The organism is Anaeropeptidivorans aminofermentans (genome assembly GCF_940670685.1).
Taxonomy (GTDB): Bacteria; Bacillota; Clostridia; order Lachnospirales; family UBA5962; genus Anaeropeptidivorans; species Anaeropeptidivorans aminofermentans.
The window spans coordinates 391,118-411,587 of sequence record NZ_OW711693.1; the positions used below are offsets into that span (position 1 = coordinate 391,118).

Annotated in this window: 23 protein-coding genes and 1 tRNA gene; 4 read left to right on the top strand and 20 right to left on the bottom strand. The window is 39.4% G+C overall.

Annotated elements, in window-relative coordinates:
- Nucleotides 1-13: 13 nt before the first annotated feature.
- From mreD to NBX03_RS01515, 6 genes are all read right to left on the bottom strand, one after another.
- Entirely contained in the window at nucleotides 14-526 is a 513-nt protein-coding gene (gene mreD, locus NBX03_RS01490) for a rod shape-determining protein MreD (protein ID WP_250229013.1), read from the bottom strand.
- 240 nt (nucleotides 527-766) lie between these two features.
- On the bottom strand, nucleotides 767-1,636 hold the full coding sequence (gene mreC / locus NBX03_RS01495) for a rod shape-determining protein MreC (protein ID WP_250229014.1): 870 nt from the start codon (nucleotides 1,634-1,636) through the stop codon (nucleotides 767-769).
- A 187-nt stretch (nucleotides 1,637-1,823) separates the two neighbouring features.
- Nucleotides 1,824-2,852, bottom strand: coding sequence for a rod shape-determining protein (locus tag NBX03_RS01500; protein ID WP_250229015.1), 1,029 nt, complete (start codon nucleotides 2,850-2,852; stop codon nucleotides 1,824-1,826).
- Between the two features lie 549 nt (nucleotides 2,853-3,401).
- Complete coding sequence (locus NBX03_RS01505) at nucleotides 3,402-4,016, bottom strand: Maf family protein (protein ID WP_250229016.1); 615 nt, start codon at nucleotides 4,014-4,016, stop codon at nucleotides 3,402-3,404.
- Between the two features lie 6 nt (nucleotides 4,017-4,022).
- Nucleotides 4,023-4,283 (bottom strand): DUF4321 domain-containing protein, encoded by a 261-nt coding sequence (locus NBX03_RS01510; protein WP_250229017.1) that lies wholly within the window; start codon nucleotides 4,281-4,283, stop codon nucleotides 4,023-4,025.
- 817 nt (nucleotides 4,284-5,100) lie between these two features.
- Nucleotides 5,101-5,730: a hypothetical protein gene (locus NBX03_RS01515; protein WP_250229018.1), complete on the bottom strand. Its 630-nt coding sequence runs from the start codon at nucleotides 5,728-5,730 to the stop codon at nucleotides 5,101-5,103.
- A 440-nt stretch (nucleotides 5,731-6,170) separates the two neighbouring features.
- Here NBX03_RS01515 and NBX03_RS01520 point away from each other — a divergent pair, with 440 nt between their 5' ends.
- From NBX03_RS01520 to yihA, 4 genes are all read left to right on the top strand, one after another.
- Nucleotides 6,171-6,746, top strand: coding sequence for an HDIG domain-containing metalloprotein (locus tag NBX03_RS01520; protein ID WP_250229019.1), 576 nt, complete (start codon nucleotides 6,171-6,173; stop codon nucleotides 6,744-6,746).
- The gene (locus NBX03_RS01525) at nucleotides 6,739-7,674 is read left to right on the top strand and encodes an alpha/beta fold hydrolase (protein WP_250229020.1); all 936 of its coding nucleotides are present in this window, start codon (nucleotides 6,739-6,741) and stop codon (nucleotides 7,672-7,674) included. Before NBX03_RS01520 ends, NBX03_RS01525 begins: the two co-directional genes overlap by 8 nt.
- Nucleotides 7,675-9,996 (top strand): endopeptidase La, encoded by a 2,322-nt coding sequence (lon, locus tag NBX03_RS01530; protein WP_250229021.1) that lies wholly within the window; start codon nucleotides 7,675-7,677, stop codon nucleotides 9,994-9,996.
- Nucleotides 9,997-10,443: 447 nt separating this feature from the next.
- Entirely contained in the window at nucleotides 10,444-11,043 is a 600-nt protein-coding gene (gene yihA, locus NBX03_RS01535) for a ribosome biogenesis GTP-binding protein YihA/YsxC (RefSeq protein ID WP_250229022.1), read from the top strand.
- Between the two features lie 329 nt (nucleotides 11,044-11,372).
- Here yihA and NBX03_RS01540 read toward each other — a convergent pair whose 3' ends face one another.
- The 14 genes from NBX03_RS01540 to NBX03_RS01605 form a co-directional block, all read right to left on the bottom strand.
- Nucleotides 11,373-11,753 carry a VOC family protein gene (locus tag NBX03_RS01540; protein ID WP_250229023.1) on the bottom strand — a complete coding sequence of 127 codons (381 nt, stop codon included), beginning with the start codon at nucleotides 11,751-11,753 and terminating at the stop codon, nucleotides 11,373-11,375.
- 334 nt (nucleotides 11,754-12,087) lie between these two features.
- Nucleotides 12,088-12,645 carry a flavodoxin family protein gene (locus NBX03_RS01545; protein ID WP_250229024.1) on the bottom strand — a complete coding sequence of 186 codons (558 nt, stop codon included), beginning with the start codon at nucleotides 12,643-12,645 and terminating at the stop codon, nucleotides 12,088-12,090.
- A gap of 238 nt (nucleotides 12,646-12,883) precedes the next feature.
- Nucleotides 12,884-12,957 (bottom strand) — tRNA-Pro (locus NBX03_RS01550).
- A 547-nt stretch (nucleotides 12,958-13,504) separates the two neighbouring features.
- Complete coding sequence (locus NBX03_RS01555) at nucleotides 13,505-14,707, bottom strand: phage tail spike protein (RefSeq protein ID WP_250229025.1); 1,203 nt, start codon at nucleotides 14,705-14,707, stop codon at nucleotides 13,505-13,507.
- Nucleotides 14,708-14,716: 9 nt separating this feature from the next.
- A complete protein-coding gene (locus tag NBX03_RS01560) occupies nucleotides 14,717-15,658 on the bottom strand; it encodes a BppU family phage baseplate upper protein (RefSeq protein ID WP_250229026.1) in 942 nt (313 codons plus the stop codon).
- Nucleotides 15,658-16,353, bottom strand: coding sequence for a phage tail domain-containing protein (locus tag NBX03_RS01565; RefSeq protein ID WP_250229027.1), 696 nt, complete (start codon nucleotides 16,351-16,353; stop codon nucleotides 15,658-15,660). Before NBX03_RS01565 ends, NBX03_RS01560 begins: the two co-directional genes overlap by 1 nt.
- Complete coding sequence (locus tag NBX03_RS01570; protein ID WP_250229028.1) at nucleotides 16,353-16,862, bottom strand: hypothetical protein; 510 nt, start codon at nucleotides 16,860-16,862, stop codon at nucleotides 16,353-16,355. The genes NBX03_RS01565 and NBX03_RS01570 overlap by 1 nt, the downstream gene beginning before the upstream one ends.
- Nucleotides 16,859-17,455 (bottom strand): Gp15 family bacteriophage protein, encoded by a 597-nt coding sequence (locus NBX03_RS01575; protein ID WP_250229029.1) that lies wholly within the window; start codon nucleotides 17,453-17,455, stop codon nucleotides 16,859-16,861. Before NBX03_RS01575 ends, NBX03_RS01570 begins: the two co-directional genes overlap by 4 nt.
- The gene (locus NBX03_RS01580; protein ID WP_250229030.1) at nucleotides 17,456-17,755 is read right to left on the bottom strand and encodes a hypothetical protein; all 300 of its coding nucleotides are present in this window, start codon (nucleotides 17,753-17,755) and stop codon (nucleotides 17,456-17,458) included.
- 20 nt (nucleotides 17,756-17,775) lie between these two features.
- On the bottom strand, nucleotides 17,776-18,264 hold the full coding sequence (locus NBX03_RS01585) for a phage tail tube protein (protein ID WP_250229031.1): 489 nt from the start codon (nucleotides 18,262-18,264) through the stop codon (nucleotides 17,776-17,778).
- A 15-nt stretch (nucleotides 18,265-18,279) separates the two neighbouring features.
- Nucleotides 18,280-18,669, bottom strand: a complete 390-nt coding sequence (locus tag NBX03_RS01590; RefSeq protein ID WP_250229032.1) for a hypothetical protein — start codon at nucleotides 18,667-18,669, stop codon at nucleotides 18,280-18,282.
- Between the two features lie 9 nt (nucleotides 18,670-18,678).
- On the bottom strand, nucleotides 18,679-19,038 hold the full coding sequence (locus NBX03_RS01595; protein ID WP_250229033.1) for a putative minor capsid protein: 360 nt from the start codon (nucleotides 19,036-19,038) through the stop codon (nucleotides 18,679-18,681).
- On the bottom strand, nucleotides 19,029-19,391 hold the full coding sequence (locus tag NBX03_RS01600) for a head-tail connector protein (RefSeq protein WP_250229034.1): 363 nt from the start codon (nucleotides 19,389-19,391) through the stop codon (nucleotides 19,029-19,031). Before NBX03_RS01600 ends, NBX03_RS01595 begins: the two co-directional genes overlap by 10 nt.
- A 54-nt stretch (nucleotides 19,392-19,445) precedes the next feature.
- Entirely contained in the window at nucleotides 19,446-20,354 is a 909-nt protein-coding gene (locus NBX03_RS01605) for a hypothetical protein (RefSeq protein ID WP_250229035.1), read from the bottom strand.
- Nucleotides 20,355-20,470 lie beyond the last annotated feature (116 nt).

Consider the following 20,470-nt stretch of genomic DNA (forward strand, 5'->3'; position numbering starts at 1 on the left):
ATTTTAATTCAACCTAAAATAGCTTTCTTCTGGGTTTTTCTATTTTCTCAACATAAGCATTTACACTGTAAATGAGCCTGAAAACAGGAATGCTTAAAAAAGCATTATAGCACATTTCCGTAAGTATTATTTTCCGCATATAGTAAAGGAAATCCAACTTGTTTCGGAAGAGGAAATTCGTAACATAGTATCCAAATTCAAAGAAAAAGGTTGCAGCGATTACGAGAAGCAAGGGAAGGAGATAATTTTCTCTGTAAAAATCCTTAAAAGGCTTTCCGCAGATGTATCCTATGGCCATAAAAAGGAGGGCGTTTATGCCGATAACCCTTCCGAACATGATATCTTGAAGCAGGCCTGCAAAAAGGCCTATGATAGCCCCTTCCACGTCTGAACGGAGTACGGAAAAGGAAACCACTATTAACAGGGCAATATTGGGCATTACGCCAAATATTGCTATATGGCGGAGAACCGTGGAGGAGAGGACGATATTTAATAATAGAAGAACAGATACGGCAAAAGCCCTCATAAAACACCTCCTGAAAATTAGTCAGCCCCATTATATAGTTTACGGCTGAAAAAATCAGCCGTAGTGATAATAATAGAAAAGCGCATAAAGCACAAGGTAATTATGCTTCAAGGGCTGCTTGTGAACTTAGAAAGTACGGTTTTGATTACGCTGAGTAATCGAAATTCATTTAAAAGCATGCGATTATTACAGTAAAATATAAAAGTATTTTTCATAGAAGACCCTATTGGTTTTTAAGCCTTAGTTCTCAGGACCTTCAGAAGGAGTTGTATCCAGAAACTCTCTTTCAAAATTTTCATTTACCACAAGTACGGTTTCAAGATGCTTAAAGTCTACGGCAAGTTTAATCAGGGCATATTTATTAAGGCCCCCTACGTCTGTATGTATTTCCGTAACAAAGCCTATGGTTATGCCCGGAGGGTAAATGCCTCCAAGGCTGGAAGTGACGATTTCGTCATTTATCAGTATCTCTGCATCAAGGTCAATGTTTTCCATTCTGCAATAGCCCATTTCGCTAAGCTTTAAATCGCCTTTTACAAAGCCGGAATCACCGGTTCTTTTTATCTGAGCCCCGACGGAGCTTGTATCGTCAATCAAAGGAATAACCTGTGAGTAATTATACCCGGCCTTTGTTATTTTTCCGCAAAGACCGCCGTCGGCAAGAATCACCATATTTTCTTTTAAGCCGTCTTGTGTGCCTTTATTGATATTAAAGGATTTACTCCAGTTATTGCTGTCTCTTGCTATAATATCTGCCCCTATGACGGAAAGCTCAGGGTATTTTGCCGAAAGGTCCAGAAGCCCCCGAAGATTTTCATTATCCTTTTCAAGCATGTCAAGCCTTCCAAGCTGGAGCTTAAGCTTTTGATTTTCTTCAAGCAAGGCTTTATTGGAATCTTCAAGGCTGTCAAAATCCTTGATGGAGCCTATTTTTTCAGAAAACCATCTGTCTATATTTGTGGCTAATTCCTGTATAGGCGCGACAACATAGCCTACTGCATTATTGATAAAAGTAGACCTTTTATATCCGTATGTGATTATCGCGGCGGCAATTAAAAGCACGGAGGCTGAAATAAATACCGCCTTTTTATGAGTATTTAAAAAATCCATATTCCGCTCCGGTAAGGGCTTTAGCCTGCACTGATAGGCATAGCGTTGCCAGTTATTTTATGAATACAAAAGGGCACGAACTTAGGGAATAGGGGGGCTAAGATTCAAAGATACCCTGTAAATTTCAGGAATATTCAATATAGATTTATGTATATAAATCCATATTTGCAAAGTCAATCTATATTTGTTACATATGAAGCTTCCTGTGGGAAACAAGAACGTTTTTAAGGGTTTCCAAATGCTCCAAAACAAGGCCTGTACCTATGGCGACACAGTTCAGAGGCTCTTGGGCAATATGAACGGGCATTCCTGTTTCATAGCTTATCAATTGGTCAAGGCCTGTTAAAAGCGCTCCGCCCCCTGTAAGCATAATGCCGGATTCGATAATGTCTGAGGCAAGCTCCGGCGGGGTTTTTTCAAGGGTATATTTGATGGCATCTATAATTGCCGTAACAGGCTCTGCAATGGCTCTTTGAACCTCAAGAGAATTAAGCTCTATGGTTTTTGGAAGCCCTGTGATAAGGTCCCTTCCTCTGATGTCCATTACAAGGTTTTCATCAGGCTCAAAAACAGAAGCGATGCTTATTTTAATTTCTTCTGCGGTGCGTTCACCTACAGCAAGAGAATATTCCTTTTTAATATAATTTACAATATGCTCGTCAAGCTCGTCTCCCGCAACACGAAGAGACTTGCTTGTTACGATTCCCCCCAGGGAAATTACCGCAACTTCACTTGTGCCGCCGCCGATGTCTACTACCATGCTGCCTGTAGGCTCTTCAACAGGAAGGCCTGCTCCGATGGCGGCCGCCATTGGCTCTTCTATAAGAAAGGCATTTTTTTCTCTCGCCCCGGCGGCAATGGTGCTTTCTACGACGGCTCTTTTTTCAACCTCTGTAACCCCCGAAGGAACGCATACGACAACCCTCGGCTTTGAGCCGAAAAATGAACGGGTGAAGGCCTTTTCTATAAAGTATCTGAGCATTGCCTTTGTGGACTCGAAGTCGGCGATTACGCCATCTTTCATGGGGCGTATGGCAACGATATTTCCGGGAGTCCTTCCGATCATTTCCTTTGCCTGATTGCCTACGGCAAGCACCTCATGGGTAGAAGTGTTCACGGCCACAACAGAAGGCTCATTTACGATGATGCCTTTTCCCTTCATGAAAACAAGGGTGTTTGCTGTACCTAAATCTATACCTAAATCTTTAGTAAACATAAATATCGTTGTCCTCCGATTCTAATTCCATTTTTTACTAAACAAACTTGAAAAGAATATGAGCATAAGCTTTTTCAAGTGAATAAATTTCTCGAAGTTTACAAAAATAAAGCTTTGTAAACTTTATATCAGTTTTGCCAAAATTTCCATATTTTACACAATAGCCTTATATTCCCTTCAAAATATGAATCATATAGGTGGCTTTATGATTTGAAACAGTCAATAATTAAATTGCCATAAGCATTTAAACGGGTTTCTTATAAAAACTTACGATATAACTTATATTTCTGCCAAAAACAAGAAATTTCACAAAATACCAAGTTAATAATACACGGTTTTAAGCCTATTTACAATAGCCTTAAAATAAAGAGGAAGCTAAAAAAATTCTAAAAAATGCTCTGAAACGGCGTTTTTATTAGAAAACAGCAAAGGCTTCAGGCTTACTTTGAAAAAAGCTTAAAACAAATTTAATAGAAAATTAAAAAATAAATATCCGCTTAAAACCCTATATGCAAAAAATAAACTTTAAAAGAAAAACCTGTTTAAGATTTAATAAGCATACTGATCAGAAATTGCATGGGGATATATCCCAAGCTTTTTAAGCTCTTTATAGACCTTTCTTAAGGGCAGGCCTTCCACATTATAGAAGTCCCCTTCTATTTTATCTACAAAGAGGCCGGCGAGACCCTGTATTCCGTAGGCCCCTGCTTTATCCATAGGCTCTTTTGTGTTAATGTAAGAAATAATTTCGCCGTCGCTGAGGTCTCCCATATAGACGTCTGAACTGTCCAGGATGGGAATCACATCAATGTTTTCATGATCTACATTAAATATGGTTACGGCAGTATATACCTTATGGCATTTACTGCATAAAGATTTAAGGATATGAAAGGCGTCTTCAGGGGATTCTGGCTTTCCTATGATTCGATTCTCATGAACGACAATAGTATCTGCCGACAAAAGAACGTATTCTCCTGTAATTTCTTTAACAGCCGCTTCGCCTTTAAGCCTTGAAAGCAAGGCCACAGTGTCTTCAGCGGATAGTTCGCCCTTCATATATTTATTTTCGTCAATTTCTGCAATATGAACGGAAAAGCTATAGCCGGCTTTTCTAAGGATGTCCTGCCTGCGGCTTGAATTCGATGCCAGTATTAATTTTTTCATATTTACCTACAGCTTTCTATATGCCACGATACCGAGGATAAGCCCGATGATACCGGCAATGTTAATCGTAAAGGAAAAACCCAAGGTAAGCGTCATTATCCCTAAATCAAGGATTACGGGAGAGCTTAAGCCGAAGGTCTCACCGAATTTTAAGAAGCCCATATAAGGCAGGTCCCCGGCATATTTGCCGATGAAACCGCCTATAACGATTCCGCAGAGCATAATGATTAAAAGCTGCCCTGAATTTTTGGGGTTTTTAAAGCTCATACACATTCTCCTTTTTATAGCAACTTAATTCAATAATGCAAGAACTTGTTCCAAAGGTTATTGAATTAAGTCCATGCGCTTTACAGCAGTTTTAAAAATAGCCGACAACTTGATATTTGCCTTAATTTAAGCAAATTACTATAAAAATACGGACCTGGTCCTTATTTATACCAAGCCAACTTGAAAAGCGATACAAGTGTAAGCTTGTAATATTTTCAAGTTTATTAACTATAAAAAGTGTAAACGAAAAAAGCCTTTCTTTCAAGAGCTTTTCAGAAGGAGAGGGATATAAGTATAGAGAAATATTTAACTTAGGGTAAGATAGAGCAAATCTACTAGGGCGTGTCTGAAAAGTCCAAACAAAAGTCTATTTTGCCATAAAAACGTGACTTCATCATCGAAAATACTCGAAACAGCCCTGCTATTTCTGCGTTTTTCTTCTCAGAATTTTTGCTTCGCAAAAATCATGCTGCGCGTGACCGGACTTCTTTCCGGTTCCATTCGAATTCACATTTTTTTGCAAACAATACTTTTTCAGCTTTAAAGCTGAAAAATGTATTTCTGCTGTAAAATAATAAATAAACTTTAGTTTATTTATTATTCTTAGCGGTTTGACTATTTTCAGATACTGCTTAAAAAAGACTGAATTTATTTACCATATCTTAAGTTTAAATAGATATAGCAAATAAACTGTAAACAAAAAGCATGGAAAAGCCATGGAGCATGTTTTAGACTTATATACTGCGTATTTTTATAAACGCAGTTAAAAGTTCAACATATGCTCGGGGCCTTCCATGCCCTTATGAATCAAAGGTATTTACTCAGCTTCCCAATAGAGGGGATTTTCTCTTACCCACCAGATTCCGTTTGCATCCTTAACCATGTGGAAATTTACCTCGTCGTCTTCTTCTCCTTCAACGGGAACCTGATGGAAGATGATTACGCCGTTATTTCCGTCTGCTTTAAATTCGCCTTCATCTATAAAAGGAAAATACCAGTTGGCATAGGACTGAACCTCGCCGGGGGCGCTTTCCTTCTCACGCTTTTCATACATCTGCTTGTACTCTTCAAGAGAGGTTTCCATGCCGTCTTCTTTGTAGAACATAGCGTATTCCGACTCCCATTCTCCATTTACGCCAAACATGATGTTAACCTTTGCGATGGAGATGGGGTTTACATCTTTAAATAAATTCATGTCTTTATTTTCTCTAAATTCGTCATAAAGCGCCTGCTCTTCCTCTGTAAGGCTGAAAACCTCGCCGGAATCGGGAACGAGATTTTCAAGAGGTTTTTCAGATTCCTTATTTATCATACTGTCATCGGGAGCCGCAGAAGAGGTAGGGGGAGGCGTATTCTCCGCGGAAGCCTTATTGGAACATGCTGAAAGCCCCAGGGCAATTAAAAAAGCAATCGCAAGAACCTTCATCTGCTTTATAATCTTTTTCATTAAAAATTCACTCCAATACAAATAAAAAATTTATCTTTTGGGATTTCTTAACAAGGATAGCATTTACAGCACCATTAGTCAATTACAAAGGAAGGAAAATTTATAAAGTTTTAACATTCTTAACAGTATCGTCAAAGAATTAAAGAAAGCTTAAAGAGCTTCTTTTTATGGTGAATGTACTTAAAAATAGGTTTATTAATCATAAAAAGGCGCAAACTTAAGATAATTTACAAGCCGGCTTAGTATAAATTATTAACAAAAGACTTTATATTAAACCAAATTTATGTTTTAATTAATAGTATATATTCACGTAATTTAATTTTATCTTACGCCCCAAGGCTTTTAAAGTACAAGCTTTGGGCAATATAATAATTAAATTTGAAAAACAAGTTTATTTACTGTAGATTTAATAAATATAATCAAAACAGGAGGAATGATCTATGCAGCCTACAAGAGAAGAAGCCTACGCGCTTTTGTTAAAATATAACAAAAGCCCTGCCCTTATAAATCATGCCCTTGCCGTAGAGGGAACCATGAGGCATTTTGCCGCGCTTTTAGGAGAAGATGAAGAGAAATGGGGCGTAGTAGGCCTTATTCACGATATTGATTATGAAAAATATCCCGATGAGCACTGTGTAAAAGCCGTAGAGATATTAAAGGAAAACAATATAGACGAAGATATTATCAGGGCGGTTGTTTCCCACGGCTATGGCTTATGCGCAGACGTTAAGCCCGAGCATATTATGGAAAAGGTTTTATATACCATAGACGAGCTTACAGGCCTTATAAATGCCGCTGCCATTATGCGCCCTTCCAAAAGCGTGATGGATTTGGAATATAAATCTTTGATTAAAAAGTATAAGTCAAAGGGCTTTGCTCAAGGGGTAAACAGAGAGGTCATAGAAAATGGAGCAGAAATGCTTTCCATGGATTTAAAATATATTATAGAAGAAACAATCAATGCCATGAGAAAAATAGCCGATTCCATCGGCCTTGGTGGTGTGGCGGTTGAATAAAGCGTATTTTTCATTTCGCTCAGAGGACAGGCAAAGCATTATAAACGCCTATATTTTTTATCCTGAAGGAGAGATAAAGGCCGTTTTGCAAATTGCCCACGGCATGAAGGAATACTTTTTGAGATATGAGGAATTTGTGCATTTTCTCGTTAAAAAGGGGATTGCCGTCTGCGGAAATGACCATTTAGGCCATGGAAATATAAATCCCCGGCTGAAAGGTTACACCGGCGGAAGACGGGGTTATTTTGTTATGGCTTCCGATATGCATTTCGTATATGAGCATGTAAGCCAAATGTTTCCCGAAAAGCCTTATTTTTTAATGGGCCACAGCATGGGCTCTTTTCTTTCAAGGCTATACGCCAAAAAATGGGGATATGAACTTACAGGGCTTATACTTTCGGGAACAGGAAATGCAGATGTTTTAACTAAGCTTCTGTATCGAGCCATGATTTTTTATTCGGCCGTTATGGTGGCCGTAAAAGGGCCTTATGCCCCGGCTCATGATTTGGAAAGATTAAGCCAAAATATGTTTAATAAAAGATTCAAGCCCCTTAAAACCGCCGCCGACTGGCAGACAAGCAATACCTTAAAAGCGGAGGAATTTATAAAGGACCCTTTATGCAGCTTTCAATTTACCTACGGGGCCTATCGGGACTTATTAAGCCTTATTGTTATGGTTTCAAAAAGAGGCTTCGGGAAATTCCTTCCGAAAAACATGCCTGTGCTTCTTTTTTCCGGCAGAAAAGACCCTGTGGGAACCTTCGGCCTGGGGGTTTATGAGGTTTTCAGAGACTTTAGAAGAGCAGGCCTTAAAGACGTTACGATGAAACTTTATAAAGACGGAAGGCATGAAATGCTTAACGAAGTAAATTATAAAGAAGTTTATGAATATGTTTATCAATGGATTACTGATAGAATAGGTGCTTAAATGGACAATAAAAAAACAATGCCCCTGATTGCTTTAAGGAATATGGTGATGTTTCCCAGCTGTACCCTTAGCTTTGAGGTGGTGGGGAAAGCCGCCCTTGACGCAGTTCAGAAGGCATACGACACAAGTGGCTTTGCCTTTTTATCGGCAAAAAGAAATGATGATGAAGATAGCGCAGATGTTTTCAGGATTGGTACCGTATCCACTATAAAGAGAATATTTCCTTTAGGCCAGGACAGGGCCCAGGTTGTAGCCCAGGGAGAATACAGGGCCTTTGTGGAATCCTTTGAAAACGACGGCATATTTACGGAGGTTGTAACGGTTTTATCGGAAAGGCCGCCTTATGAAAATACCATGGATTTGGAAGCTTCCGTCCTTGCGGTGAAGGTTGCCTTTGAAGAATATATTGCCTCCGGCGCAAAAATCTTACCGGAAACGATTAAATACATTATGGCTTCGGAAGACCCCCTGAAGGTTTCGGATTTAATTTCCGGCGCCATCGCCATAAGTTATATAAAAAAGCAGGAGCTTCTTCTTTCGGACGATGTTTCGAAAAGGCTTGAGCTTTTGACGGAGCTTTTGCTTGACAGGGCAAAGGCCCTTGAAATTCAAAGCAATATTTTAAACAAAGCAAGGCAGAAAATTGAAAAAAGCCAGAAGGAATACTTTCTCAAAGAACAGGCAAAGGCCATAAATGAGGAATTGGGAGAGACCTCCGGCGCTGCCGAGGAAATAGAAGAATACGAAAGAAAGGCCAAAGAGCTGAACCTTCCCGAAAGGGTAATGGAAAAGCTTCAAAAGGAGCTGAAAAGGCTTAAAAGGATAAGCGGCTATGCTCAGGAAGGGGCTATTATAAGGGATTATATCCAGTGGCTTTTGGATACCCCGTGGTCTGAAAAAACAGAAGAAAACCCTGATTTAATTCTTGCAGAGGAAATACTAAACGATGAGCATTACGGCCTTTTTAAAGTAAAGGAAAGGATTATGGAGTTCCTTTGTGTAAAGCAGAACACAAAAGGCCTTGATTCTCCGGTGCTTTGCCTTTTAGGCCCTCCCGGCGTTGGAAAAACCTCCGTCGCCAAAAGCATTGCAAAGGCCCTTAACAGAAATTATCAGCGAATGTCCTTAGGGGGCATAAGAGACGAGGCGGAGATAAGAGGCCATAGAAGAACCTATATAGGCTCTATGCCCGGCAGGATTATCTATCTTATGAATCAGGCAAAATCCACAAATCCCCTGATTCTTTTAGACGAAATTGATAAGCTGGGAAGCGACTATAAAGGGGACCCGGCATCAGCCCTTCTTGAAGTTCTTGATGCGGAGCAGAATCACAGCTTTAGAGACAATTATCTTGAAGTAAGCTACGACCTTTCAGATGTGTTTTTCATCTGCACTGCAAACAGCATCGATACCATACCCCCTGCCCTTAAAGACAGGCTTGAAATTATAGAGCTTTCAAGCTATACCTTAAATGAAAAATTCCACATCGGAAAGGACTTCCTCATAAAGAAGCAAAAAGAAAAGAACGGCATAGAAGACCTTCATATTTCAGACGAAGCTCTTTATGATATTATCAGCTACTATACCAAGGAAGCCGGCGTAAGGCAGCTTGAAAGGCTCATAGCAAAAATTTGCAGAAAAGCCGTCAGAGAAGTTCTTATGGAAGGAAAAGATACGATAGAAATAACGGCAGACAACCTTTCCGACTATTTAGGCATAAGAAAATACAGGAAAAAGAATATAGCAAGCAATAATCTTTCGGGGTCTGCCGTAGGCCTTGCCTGGACAAGCACAGGAGGGCAGACGCTTCTTATTGAAGCCTGCGCCATGGAAGGAAAGGGAAAGCTCCAGCTGACGGGAAGCCTTGGAGACGTTATGAAAGAATCTGCCCATGCCGCCATAAGCTATTTGAGGACGAACGCTTCCAAGCTTTCCATAGACACGGGTTTTTATAAGGAAAAGGATATCCATATCCATATTCCCGAAGGGGCCGTGCCGAAGGACGGGCCTTCCGCCGGAATAACATTATGCACAGCCCTGATTTCAGCCCTTTCAAATATTCCTGCAAGAAGCGATACGGCAATGACGGGAGAGATTACGCTTCTGGGGAAGGTTCTTCCCATAGGAGGCCTTAAAGAGAAAATCCTTGGTGCAAGGGCGGCAGGAATAAAAAGAATCATAATCCCTAGGGAAAATGAACAGGATTTGTCTGAAATAGAAGAAGAAATCAAAGAAGGCATAGAATTTATTTTTGCGGATAAAATGGAAGATGTAATAAAAGAAGCATTTTATGCTGAATTTGCGCTTAATTCCGCAACATAATAATTATAAAAAAAATGCAGTACAGATTCCAAAGGATTTCTTTTATAAAGTTAAAACAGTAAGGGCTTTTACAGCCTCTAAACATAATACAGCAGAAGTCCCTTATCAATTATAGCAAAACAATGAAATAGCGTAGCAAAAATCGTATATTTTGAAGGGCTTAAAATAGGGATTCTATAGTTTAAGCTGTTTATGAAAAATAGGTTTTTGTTCCTACCTTAATCTTGTTTTTCTATAGATTTACTTTATTTCGTGCCGTCTTAATATATTGATGCAGCCATACCCGAATAAAAGTAAAACAGTAGGGTTGTAAATTTGCTTTTCCTTGATTTTATGCCTTCTTGAGTTCTGTTGTTTACTGCGGAAGAAAAGCAAATTTACTATAAAATAAAAGTAAATTGCCTATACTGTAAAAAAGAAAACGCTTTGGCTAAAAAGGAGAATCATATGGTAGTAAATAACGTAAGCCTTGAAAAGGTAGCCGTCAACCCGTCAGGCTATCCGGACACGGGGCTTAGTGAAATTGCCTTTGCAGGAAAATCAAACGTAGGAAAGTCTTCTCTCATTAACAGCATGATTTACAGAAAGGCGCTTGCAAGGACCAGCCAAACCCCGGGAAAAACAAGGACAATTAATTTCTATAACATTGAGGACCTTCTTTACTTTGTAGACCTTCCCGGATACGGCTTTGCAAAGGCGCCTGCTTCTGAAATCGAAAAATGGGGAAAGATGATTGAAAAATATCTTGTGGGCAGAGAAGAGCTGAAAGCCATTATACTGCTTACGGATATCCGGCATACTCCGGGGGAAAACGATATTTTAATGTATGAATGGCTTAAACATTATAATTATAAAATAATTATAGCCGCTACAAAGCTTGATAAGCTGAAAAAAAGCCAGTATAAAAAACATGAAGATATGCTTAGAAAAGGCTTCGGCCTTAGAAAAGAAGATATCCTCATTCCCTTTTCTTCTGAAACAAAAGAGGGCAGAGACGAGCTTTGGAAGGTAATAGAAGATATTTTGGATATTCACGGGAATGAATAAAGCTGAGACTGGGCTGCAATCCAAACCGTCACTTTTAAAGTTCAGTTTTTTATCAATAAAAAAGAGCTTAGCATATGCTAAGCTCTTTTAATCTGCTGAAAAAGTAAATAAATTTAATTTTTTTCTGTAGAGTAGATAAGTACAGGTTTTCTAAGGGGAATAAAAATCTTCTGTAAATAAAATCAGAGTTTTTAAAAAAAGAAGCCTTTTATAGTAAATTTAAAGTTAAACAGTAGCAAAGCCGTATATTCACACAGGCTTTTGCTGCTTCTTTATATGAAATTTACTATAAATATTCATGGATATTGCATGATGGCTACAATGTATTTTCAAATAGCAATCCACCAGAATACGCCGAATTTATCAACAATATTAGCGCAATAACTGTTCCAGTCACAAGGGCCTAAGGGGTCTATAACAGTGCCGCCTTCTTTTAAGGCATCATAGGCCTTTCTTACGGTTTCTTCCTTTCTCATATCACTAACGTTAAAAGCCATAGTCTGCCAACTGGTCTTTTTGCTTGTGTCACAAGTATCGGGGGCTTCGCTTACAGCCATAAATAATTGACCGTCAAGAGAGAGCTCACAGTGGATATAGGCATCTTTCGATGCATTCTTTACTTCAAAACTTATTTCTGCTCCAAAAGCTTTGCAATACATTTTGACAGCTTCCATACTGCCCTTGACGTAAACCTGCGGATTTATTTCCATTATGAGTCATCTCCTTATACAATATAAATTAATTATATTTTATATTAGGCGTTGTTTGCAAATGGAGAAACCAATGATACTAAATAAACTAAAGTTTATTTAGTATCATACATCAGAAGTACTGTTTGAAAGAAAACGTGAATTCGAGTGGAACAATCAAGAAATCCGGTCGAAGGCATAATGCCTTTGGCATCATGCTCAGGTTTTTGCGCAGCAAAAATTCTGAGGAGAAAAACGCAGAAATAGCAGAGCTATTCCGGATATTTTTGACGCAAAAGTCATGCTTTTATAGTAAAACAGACTAGAGTTTTGATTTTACCAACAAGCCCTACATTCACTTAGCATATTTGATAATGTTCCGTCCTAAAATCCTTGCTTGCTCCAATCTGCGGGGCTGGTCCAAAATGTCTCCCGGTTTATCAGCGGAAGCTGTTACCCCATTCAGTTCACCGGGAACGCATAAGACGCCGCTTGAAAGATAAAAATTATGTATGATATTCAGCACAATTGACTGCCCGCCGCTGGAACCTCTGCCAACTGCAATTGTCCCGCCCAGCTTTCCTTCAAGCAGTTTTTTCTCGCCGACGGCATAGGTTCTGTCAAAAACCGCTTTTAGCTGTGCCGGCACATTTCGCCAATAAGCCGGTGCTGCAATGAGGATGGCATCACATTTTGAATATGCGTCATAAAGCTTCTCCATATCATCATTTATGAAACAGGTTTTTCTTTCGCGGCAGGTTTCGCAGCCAATACACATTTCGACTTTCTTTTCGGAAAGTAAAAACCTTTCAATGTGCCATTGAGCTTCTGCGAAAGGTTCCAGTGCAGCATTCAGCAGAATTTCCGAATTGCCGTTTTTTCTTGGCATACCGGATATACCTAAAATATTCATTATTCCCTCCCATCACTATCATAGAATATTGAAAATATTGCAGTATCTGTAGATAAAAACGAAAGAGGCCTTATTGAAAATCCCTACCCGTTATTTTATGAGCAATGTATTTTATCATAAGGCTTTACAGCCCTTGATGGATATCTTTCAATAGACATACCTTTGGAATGTTTTAAAACAAACCTTAATATATATTGATACAAAAAAACACCTTCCCATAAGGAAGGTGTTTTTAAAGTCGGGGAAACCGGATTTGAACCGACGGCCTCTTGGTCCCGAACCAAGCGCTCTACCAAACTGAGCCATTCCCCGATAGGTGATATTATAAAACTATAATATCTTTGTGTCAATAAAAATGTAGGCCGTAATTGTTCTAAAAACTGATAAAATTATTCGTATTAATTTAGGCTTAAATGAGCAAAAGAAAAGCCTTTAAATGCCTTAAATTAGAAGGATACTATTTTATATGCTTAATTTCATAAAATGTGATTTAAAAATAAAAATGAATTTTAATAGGCCATAATAGAGCCTTAAAAGGGAAAGATTGGATTTCTAAAAAGTAGGGACGATGCCCTTCGTAGGCGTTCGCTTTATAGGCGGACGCCTATGAGGGCTAAAGCCCCTCATCGCCCTGAAAGATGAGTCTTCCTACGGATGAATCTGTTCTGAAAGTATATAAAGTAAATTTCTTATAAAGAAGTAACAAAAACCGATTTCTTAGAGACTCAAAAATACGGATTTCCGCAGAAAGCGATACATTTTTGAGTCTCCATGAATATGTGGTTTTGTTACTGTTTAACACTAAATTTGCTATAAATATACTTCTTAAACACATTCGGTCAATTGATTAAATTTTACCTTACGACGGTTTATCCTTAAGGTTATGATAGCTTATTTTTTGCGTTCCGTCGGTTTCGTTATGAACATGGGTATTGATCCTTTGTATCAAATCGTCTACGGAAGCAGGGTTTGAAAGGCCCGAGCCTTGAACAAGCTTCGTTATTTCAAGGCCGGTTGCGGCGGCAAAATCTTCTCTTCGGCTTCCTATTTCAGCCTGCAAATATCTTTTTCCCATACAGTCATAAACGTATTTTATGCATTTTGCGCTGAGCTCGATACCAAGCGCTTCGTGGACTACTTTGACAGTGTCCCCTAGGGAAATGCTTTCTAAGGGAGCCATATTTTTGTATTCTTCCGTCTCCTGTAAGAGAACAAAGTCTATTTTTGCGTTTACCGAAGGCAAATCTCCGCCGGAATCAAAAAACGCCTGTGCTCTTTTCTTAAGTTCAAGCCTTGCCATGGAAGTGCTTAAGTTTCTGGTGACTTTAATGTCCCGGCAGTAAAGAACGCCGTAAAAAGGATAAGGATAGCGGTTTATATAGGGGCTGTCTAAATACCCTTCCGAAAGATAAAGGGGCGTATCGTCGTTTTGCTTTCCGATGGGGCGTATTCTCGTTATGATGTTACTTGTATCCAGAGTGATGTCTATTCCCGTAAGGTTTTTTCCGTAGCGTATGGAAACGCCCTTATCCTCTCCGATTCTATCCATATAATAAATATCATAATTATCTCTTAAAAGCTCACCGCCAAATATAGAAATGAGCCCCATATCCCCCAGTATTCCATAAACAGGATTTATATCCAGAAGAGAAACATCGGCGATTTTTATTATATTTGAATATAGTTTAAAGGGAAGCTTTAAAAGAGCATTTCTGTAAAGAGTTTCCGAAGCGGTCTTTCCGGAAGCCCCTATAAGCTCAAGAGAAGGAACGAAATCCCAAAGGCTGTCGTAATAAATATGCCGGGCGTGTATGGTTGCCGTATATAGATCCTTTTCCACGTAATAAATCCTGAAAAGCTGATAGCCTCTGGGGGAAGGGGCTCTTATAATATTAAATTCCTTTATATAAGGGAATATATTTTTGTTTTCACTGATAATAAAGCTTAGGGTCATTTCATACATGCCGTTAAGCTCTTCTGTTATTTCCGCCTTAAAAGGAAACAAAGCCCCATAGCCATTGTGGGTAAAGTCTTTTTCGAGTCTTTCATAAACAGTTATCATAAGAAACCTCTAATAAAATTCCACAAGCTGATAGGAAATAGGGAGGGCCGACGCCATATGTCCCTTTATCTGAAAGCTTGTGGAATTTATGCTGTAAAGATAAGGCAGGTATGCATTTGCCGTTTGATAATCGCTTCTTGTATTGGAAGTTCCCGAAAGCAAAACAATTGTTCTTTGGGGATTGATAGGCTGGTTAATACTAACTGTATAGGGGGTACTGTCCTCCGGCAAGGTTACGACGCCCCGCTGAATATATTTTATAATCCCTCTGGTTTCAAAAAACTTCAGATAATTCATTACGCTTTGGGTATTTGAACTTACAGGGTTGGGGTTTCCTAAAACACTTTTTATACTGCCTACGGTTTCAACAATTCCTGCTGTAGACTGGGTTTTCAAATAATTCCATATATTATTTAACGCCCCAAGGGCGGAAGAACCTGCCTGCAGGTCGCCTTCTTCCAAATCATCCGTTAAAAGGCCGAAGCGCTCGTTTATCATTCTTACAGTCTCTCGCATATCCCACACATCTTGGAATAAAGTTATGACGGCATTATATTCGTTGGTGCTTTCTGCGGCTTCATCGTTTCTTACGGTAGCCTGTACCTGTATCATAAAGCTTCTGGTTGTAAGAATACTGCTGCCGTCAAGAGAAAAGACGCTGATGTCGCATTTTACCATGCTGTCTCCAAGGGCCAAGGTCTGGTCCGTAAGCTCTACAGAAAATTCTCCCTTGGAAGCGTCTGTGATGACGGCATTATTCATAATATAATTGCCGTCTGCTTTCAGGGCGTTAAACTGTACGCGGCAGCCCGTTAAATCATAGGCCGTGCCGTCGTCTTTTAAAAGAGTTACGTCAAGGTATCTGCTTGTTGCATCAAACTGCTTTGCCTTTATGATTCTTTCAGTATCCTTATTGATGAATAAGGATAGCTTCATTCTGCTTTCAATCATTATAACCACCTCCAATTAGGCTGAATTTCAATTTTACTGATATTTCCTGAAAAGCTTATGGTGTTTAATTCTCCGTTTCCTAAGAGTATAGGAAATTCCCCTGTCATATGCATGCTCATATTTGTATTTCCGGTCATGATGCTCATGAATCTGCTGTCTAAGGTGACATTTCCTGAAACATTTTTTATCTGAATAGTGCTTCCGTTTATAGTGAGGGAGATAGTTCCGCTGCCGTATATTTTAATGAAAGGCAGGGCGTTGATGTTTCCCTTTCCGTAAAGGGTCAATGGGGAGCTTTTTACGCTTATAAAGTCATTTTCTTCATCTACGGAATATTTAAAAGGTTCACAGCAGAAGGTAATATCAAAGGCCCTGTAATCTGCCAAAATATATTCCATGGCAATATCGCTATTTACATAAGCCATATAATATTTTTCCGGCTCTGAAGAAAGAATCAGCCGTCCTTTTTCCCGAAGCTTTGGGAAAAGCGAATCCGTTTCCGGTTTTGAAAGCATTCGGCACCGTATCGTTTTATAAACCGGCTCATAGTAGTTTTCGTCGATTAAAAGATGACCGCTTCTGCCGGGAACGGCAATTTTTTTAAAGGCCTTTTTGGCCATGATGATAGGAGGAGAAGAGCATTTAATATTGTAGTCTCTTGAATCCATGCCGTTAAAGATAAAGTAGTTTTCCATTATTTTATCCCCCTTCCAAGAAGGCTTTGGCTGTTTAAAAGGGCGAGCCTTTGAGAAATTTCTCTGATATCCTCTTTTGAGTTCATATAAAGAGCTTCCTGATGAATTTTATTTGCCTGGCTTTCAGAAGCCGCTTTATTAAAGGGCTGCCCGGCGGCAGAAGAAACAGAAGAAGCCCTTTCGAAGAGGGAAGAATAATCCGGGACTTCCTCCATATTTAATACATCTGATTTTATAAGCACGGGAAAGGCCGATGATAAATTTGAAAAGCCTTCCTGTATTTCAAGGGCCTTTTGAGAAAGAGCCAAGTCTCCTTTCAGGCTTATATTTATAAGCTCGGATTTTGCTGTTTCCTCCATTAAGGAAAAATACTTGTTTATGAAGCCTTCCGATACAAATTTAAGGTTTATGGAAAGGGGAGTAAATTTTAAAAGAGCCTGAAGAAACGCTTCAAGCTCTTTTCTTAAATCTTTTTTATTGATATCTTCGCTTATTTTAAGGCGTATCATTTTTTAACTCCTTTTGCTGGGCTAAGGGCATCAAAAATACCCTTGATGGAAAGCTCAAGCTGGTTTTCTTCTTCTCTTTTATTGTAAAGGCTGTAGGCTTTTTTAAAATTTATTATGCTTTCTACATAGTCTTTTCCGTAAAGCCTTTCATCGGGAATATCCATAAGCCTTACGGATATAAGTTCGTAAAGGAAGGTATCCTTCCCGATATTGTTTAAAAGCATGAGGAATTTAATATAGTGAATATCGCTTTCATAAAGGTCTATGCCATAGGACTTGTAAAAGGCCGCATAAATGGCTGCAAAGTCCTTTTTAAAGGATAAGGCATTTTTACTTTCTTTATTAAACCTATACGGAAAGGCTTTTTGTGAAAGCGAATTAATATATTGAAATATAAAGGGCATTAGTTCAAGCCTCTCAGAAACTAAAAGCCCCGATTCCGGGGCCAGTATATTGGTGATTAAAACAGCCTTTACAGCATCAAGAAGGCTTTTATCCTCATATAAATCAAATGCCCTAAGGACATTTTTAAAGGAGAGATTTAATTTTATATTTCTGCCTTTAAAATTTATCTCGTCTTTTAATTCCAGCAATTAAATCTCCTCCTGATTGAGGCATTTACTGATTTTAAGAATAATATCCGAAAGAACGTATAAATTCTTTTTGCAAAGGCTGTAGAGGTCATTAAATCCTTCTTTGCCGAAAAGGGCTGTAACCGCCTTTTCATAAAGGAGGAGCATATCTTCCATATTCTCCGCCCATAAAATATCGTCATAAATTTCGCCGAAGGCTTCACCGCGGTTTCTTACGGCTTCATCCGATAAATCAACAGCAAATATCTTATCTTCTATTTCAAATTCCTTAACGGGCTTCATAAGCTCCAATTTTTCCATAATTTCACCTCCTTTTATTTTTATGGCTCCGGCTCATAGGGAATATAAAAAGGCTCCCCGTTAAAATGAATCTCAAAAGTAAAAGACGCCCTTTGGGAAGCCTTTCCCGCCGGAAGGCTGATATTTGCAATGGTAGCAACACTTTGAACAATATTTTTATCCGGGTCTGTAATCCGGCAGTTGGTTTTTCTTTGGCAGCCTATTTTAAGGGCCCTTTGAAAAACAAAGTCCTGGGCAGGGTCGCCGCTGATTCTGTCGCCCGTTACCTTTACGATATACTGGGCGCCGATGATTTCCGTAAATGCCCAGCCGTTTCCTTCAATGTAGTCAAGCTTTTCTATAACGTCGTTTGTCGTATGGGAAAAGCTGCTGATGCCCGACCGAAGGCTTGCCCATGTAGGGGAATTTTCATTGGGGGTGATGTCTATTTCTATATTGTAGCCGCTGGCAAGGATAGAGCCTGCCCCCTGGCCGGTTCCGCCGCATTGGACGGGGTTTTGTATCTGCATGAAAAAGCTCCTTTCCTAATTTGTTCTTACATATAAATTAACTTTCGCCTCATATACATAGGTCTGCCCTGTATTCATAGATTGAAAAAAGGGGTTTGCCTCTGTTTCTGCCTTTATAAAGAAAAAGCCTTCTTCAAGGCATAAGTATCCCGGAGATGCTTTTTCAAAAAGCGCTGTAATGTCTAACGCGGCGTAATAGGCTTTCTTGCTTTCCTCGCTTTTTGTGAGGATTTTTAGGGAAATTTTGTTTACGGAAGCATTATCCATATATTTTTCAACGGGGCTGCTTTTGTCGAGAAGGATAGAGACTGCCTCTCTTTCAGAGGAAAGGGGGATGCTTTGCACCTTGGCATACAGGGAGAGGTTTTCTTCTATATAGTCGATTGCCTTATCTAATATATCCATAAGCCCTCCTTACTGCCTGCCGTTTACGGACTCGAAAAGCTCAAGCTCATAATGGTGGGGCTTTCCGCTTAATGTATTGGGGGTTACAACTCTTTCAATAACCATTTTCTTCCCGTTCAGTATAATCATGCCCTGTTCGGTAAACTCCATATTTTTAGGCAGAGAATAATTACAGTCATAAAAAAGCACTGCATTATGGCGGATATACTGGCTTCCGCCGGAAACGCTGTATTTGGAGCTGTGGCTTAGGGCAATGTTTGAAAGCTCTATTTCTTCCCCCCATGCCTTGCCGTCTCTTGTATCTTTTAAACAGGGGATATATTTTGCCTTTTGATTGAGTATCCTTTTGGGAATGGGCCTTATATGCATAATACCCTCCTTGAAATAAGCCCTGCCCGAAGAAGATGCCCAAGGGCAATGGGGGAAATTACGGATCCGGGTTCATTTACACTTAAAGAAAACCTGCCCATGGAAAAGCTGCCCTTAGAATTGGCGTCTAATAAGAAATCAAGACCGCCGTTCATATTTATAAATTCTATTTCCGCGCACAGAGCATATTTTACTTCCATAAGGCTTTTTTCTTTCTTTACAAGGCTTAAATCTGTCATTGTAATGTTTTCAAGGAGTTCTTTGCTTCTTTTATACAAGGGAATAAATTCCTCATGGTGAATAAAAGCCCCTGCATAGTCGTTTATATAAAAATTATAGGTGATTAAATCCATTGGATACCTCCTTATAAAAAACCGGAAGGCATTGCCTTCCGGTTTTTGCTGCATTTAAGCCTGAATGTTTACGAATACGCCGTCTTTTTTAGCCTCCGGTACAAATAAATCGTGATAGACCCTATACTGGGTTTTCCAGCCGTCTCCGTCCTGATTTACATTTGGGGAGAATATTTTAAGGCTGTCGGTTTTTGCCACTGCCATAGGGACGGATTTTTCAAGAATAATCCAGTTGATATTTTTAGCGTCCGCCGCCGGATAAAAGCCGAAGTCTCCCTCTCCTTCGGCAAAATCATACTTAGTTTTCATTCTTTGGGAAGGCACGGGAATAATAGGTGCACCGTTCAAGGTGTTTATCTCCATGGATAGGCCCCCCTGAGAAAAGCTTGATACATTTATGGAGCGGTTCAGCTCCCCTGAGAGCTCCAGCATTTCAAATATGGTATAAGGCATGGATATGACCATGTCTTTAAAGTCATATCCCGTTTTATCCTGTACGCTTCTTAAGTCCTTTAACAGATTTGAAAGAATATCCTCTTTCGTGGGGTTAAGGGTTCTTGTTTTTCCGTAGGTTTTTGCCATATTGTATATTTTTGAATAACGATAAGCATCAATTTCAGGGATTACATGCTGTGCCTGAAACTGGCTCATGATGGTTCCGGCTTCTACGAGATAGCCGCTTTCGTCTACGTCGTTTCTGTCGAAGTAAAACTGAATGCCTCTGTCCATTTTAAGCTCTTCGGACTGATACTCTGTCGTTACAAAACCGTGAGGGTAAAGGCCTTCGTCTCTGTTGTAATTGCCGAGGCCCGCCATAAAGACCTTAGGTATTTTTATATACCTTCCTCCGCTAAATTTAATCTGTGAAGCATTATCCTGCATCCAGCCGCTAGTGGACTTCTGAATAAGCTGAAGGTCAAGGGCCCTCATAAAAAGATGTGGATAGTCTATAGTGCCGTTCATATAAATACCTCCTGGAATTTAATAAATATAGTAAAATAGTTTTAAGATAGCAGCAAAAACCTATTTTTCATAAAGGGCTTATAGTAAATTTAAAATTAAACAGTAACAAAACCGTA

What these genes read in the sequence shown, in the direction of transcription:
- mreD (WP_250229013.1), bottom strand. Translation starts at nt 526, where the DNA reads ATGAGGGCTTTTGCCGTATCTGTTCTTCTATTATTAAATATCGTCCTC.
- mreC (WP_250229014.1), bottom strand. Translation starts at nt 1,636, where the DNA reads ATGGATTTTTTAAATACTCATAAAAAGGCGGTATTTATTTCAGCCTCC.
- NBX03_RS01500 (WP_250229015.1), bottom strand. Translation starts at nt 2,852, where the DNA reads ATGTTTACTAAAGATTTAGGTATAGATTTAGGTACAGCAAACACCCTT.
- NBX03_RS01505 (WP_250229016.1), bottom strand. Translation starts at nt 4,016, where the DNA reads ATGAAAAAATTAATACTGGCATCGAATTCAAGCCGCAGGCAGGACATC.
- NBX03_RS01510 (WP_250229017.1), bottom strand. Translation starts at nt 4,283, where the DNA reads ATGAGCTTTAAAAACCCCAAAAATTCAGGGCAGCTTTTAATCATTATG.
- NBX03_RS01515 (WP_250229018.1), bottom strand. Translation starts at nt 5,730, where the DNA reads ATGAAAAAGATTATAAAGCAGATGAAGGTTCTTGCGATTGCTTTTTTA.
- NBX03_RS01520 (WP_250229019.1), top strand. Translation starts at nt 6,171, where the DNA reads ATGCAGCCTACAAGAGAAGAAGCCTACGCGCTTTTGTTAAAATATAAC.
- lon (WP_250229021.1), top strand. Translation starts at nt 7,675, where the DNA reads ATGGACAATAAAAAAACAATGCCCCTGATTGCTTTAAGGAATATGGTG.
- yihA (WP_250229022.1), top strand. Translation starts at nt 10,444, where the DNA reads ATGGTAGTAAATAACGTAAGCCTTGAAAAGGTAGCCGTCAACCCGTCA.
- NBX03_RS01540 (WP_250229023.1), bottom strand. Translation starts at nt 11,753, where the DNA reads ATGGAAATAAATCCGCAGGTTTACGTCAAGGGCAGTATGGAAGCTGTC.
- NBX03_RS01545 (WP_250229024.1), bottom strand. Translation starts at nt 12,645, where the DNA reads ATGAATATTTTAGGTATATCCGGTATGCCAAGAAAAAACGGCAATTCG.
- NBX03_RS01555 (WP_250229025.1), bottom strand. Translation starts at nt 14,707, where the DNA reads ATGATAACTGTTTATGAAAGACTCGAAAAAGACTTTACCCACAATGGC.
- NBX03_RS01560 (WP_250229026.1), bottom strand. Translation starts at nt 15,658, where the DNA reads ATGATTGAAAGCAGAATGAAGCTATCCTTATTCATCAATAAGGATACT.
- NBX03_RS01565 (WP_250229027.1), bottom strand. Translation starts at nt 16,353, where the DNA reads ATGGAAAACTACTTTATCTTTAACGGCATGGATTCAAGAGACTACAAT.
- NBX03_RS01570 (WP_250229028.1), bottom strand. Translation starts at nt 16,862, where the DNA reads ATGATACGCCTTAAAATAAGCGAAGATATCAATAAAAAAGATTTAAGA.
- NBX03_RS01580 (WP_250229030.1), bottom strand. Translation starts at nt 17,755, where the DNA reads ATGGAAAAATTGGAGCTTATGAAGCCCGTTAAGGAATTTGAAATAGAA.
- NBX03_RS01585 (WP_250229031.1), bottom strand. Translation starts at nt 18,264, where the DNA reads ATGCAGATACAAAACCCCGTCCAATGCGGCGGAACCGGCCAGGGGGCA.
- NBX03_RS01590 (WP_250229032.1), bottom strand. Translation starts at nt 18,669, where the DNA reads ATGGATATATTAGATAAGGCAATCGACTATATAGAAGAAAACCTCTCC.
- NBX03_RS01595 (WP_250229033.1), bottom strand. Translation starts at nt 19,038, where the DNA reads ATGCATATAAGGCCCATTCCCAAAAGGATACTCAATCAAAAGGCAAAA.
- NBX03_RS01600 (WP_250229034.1), bottom strand. Translation starts at nt 19,391, where the DNA reads ATGGATTTAATCACCTATAATTTTTATATAAACGACTATGCAGGGGCT.
- NBX03_RS01605 (WP_250229035.1), bottom strand. Translation starts at nt 20,354, where the DNA reads ATGAACGGCACTATAGACTATCCACATCTTTTTATGAGGGCCCTTGAC.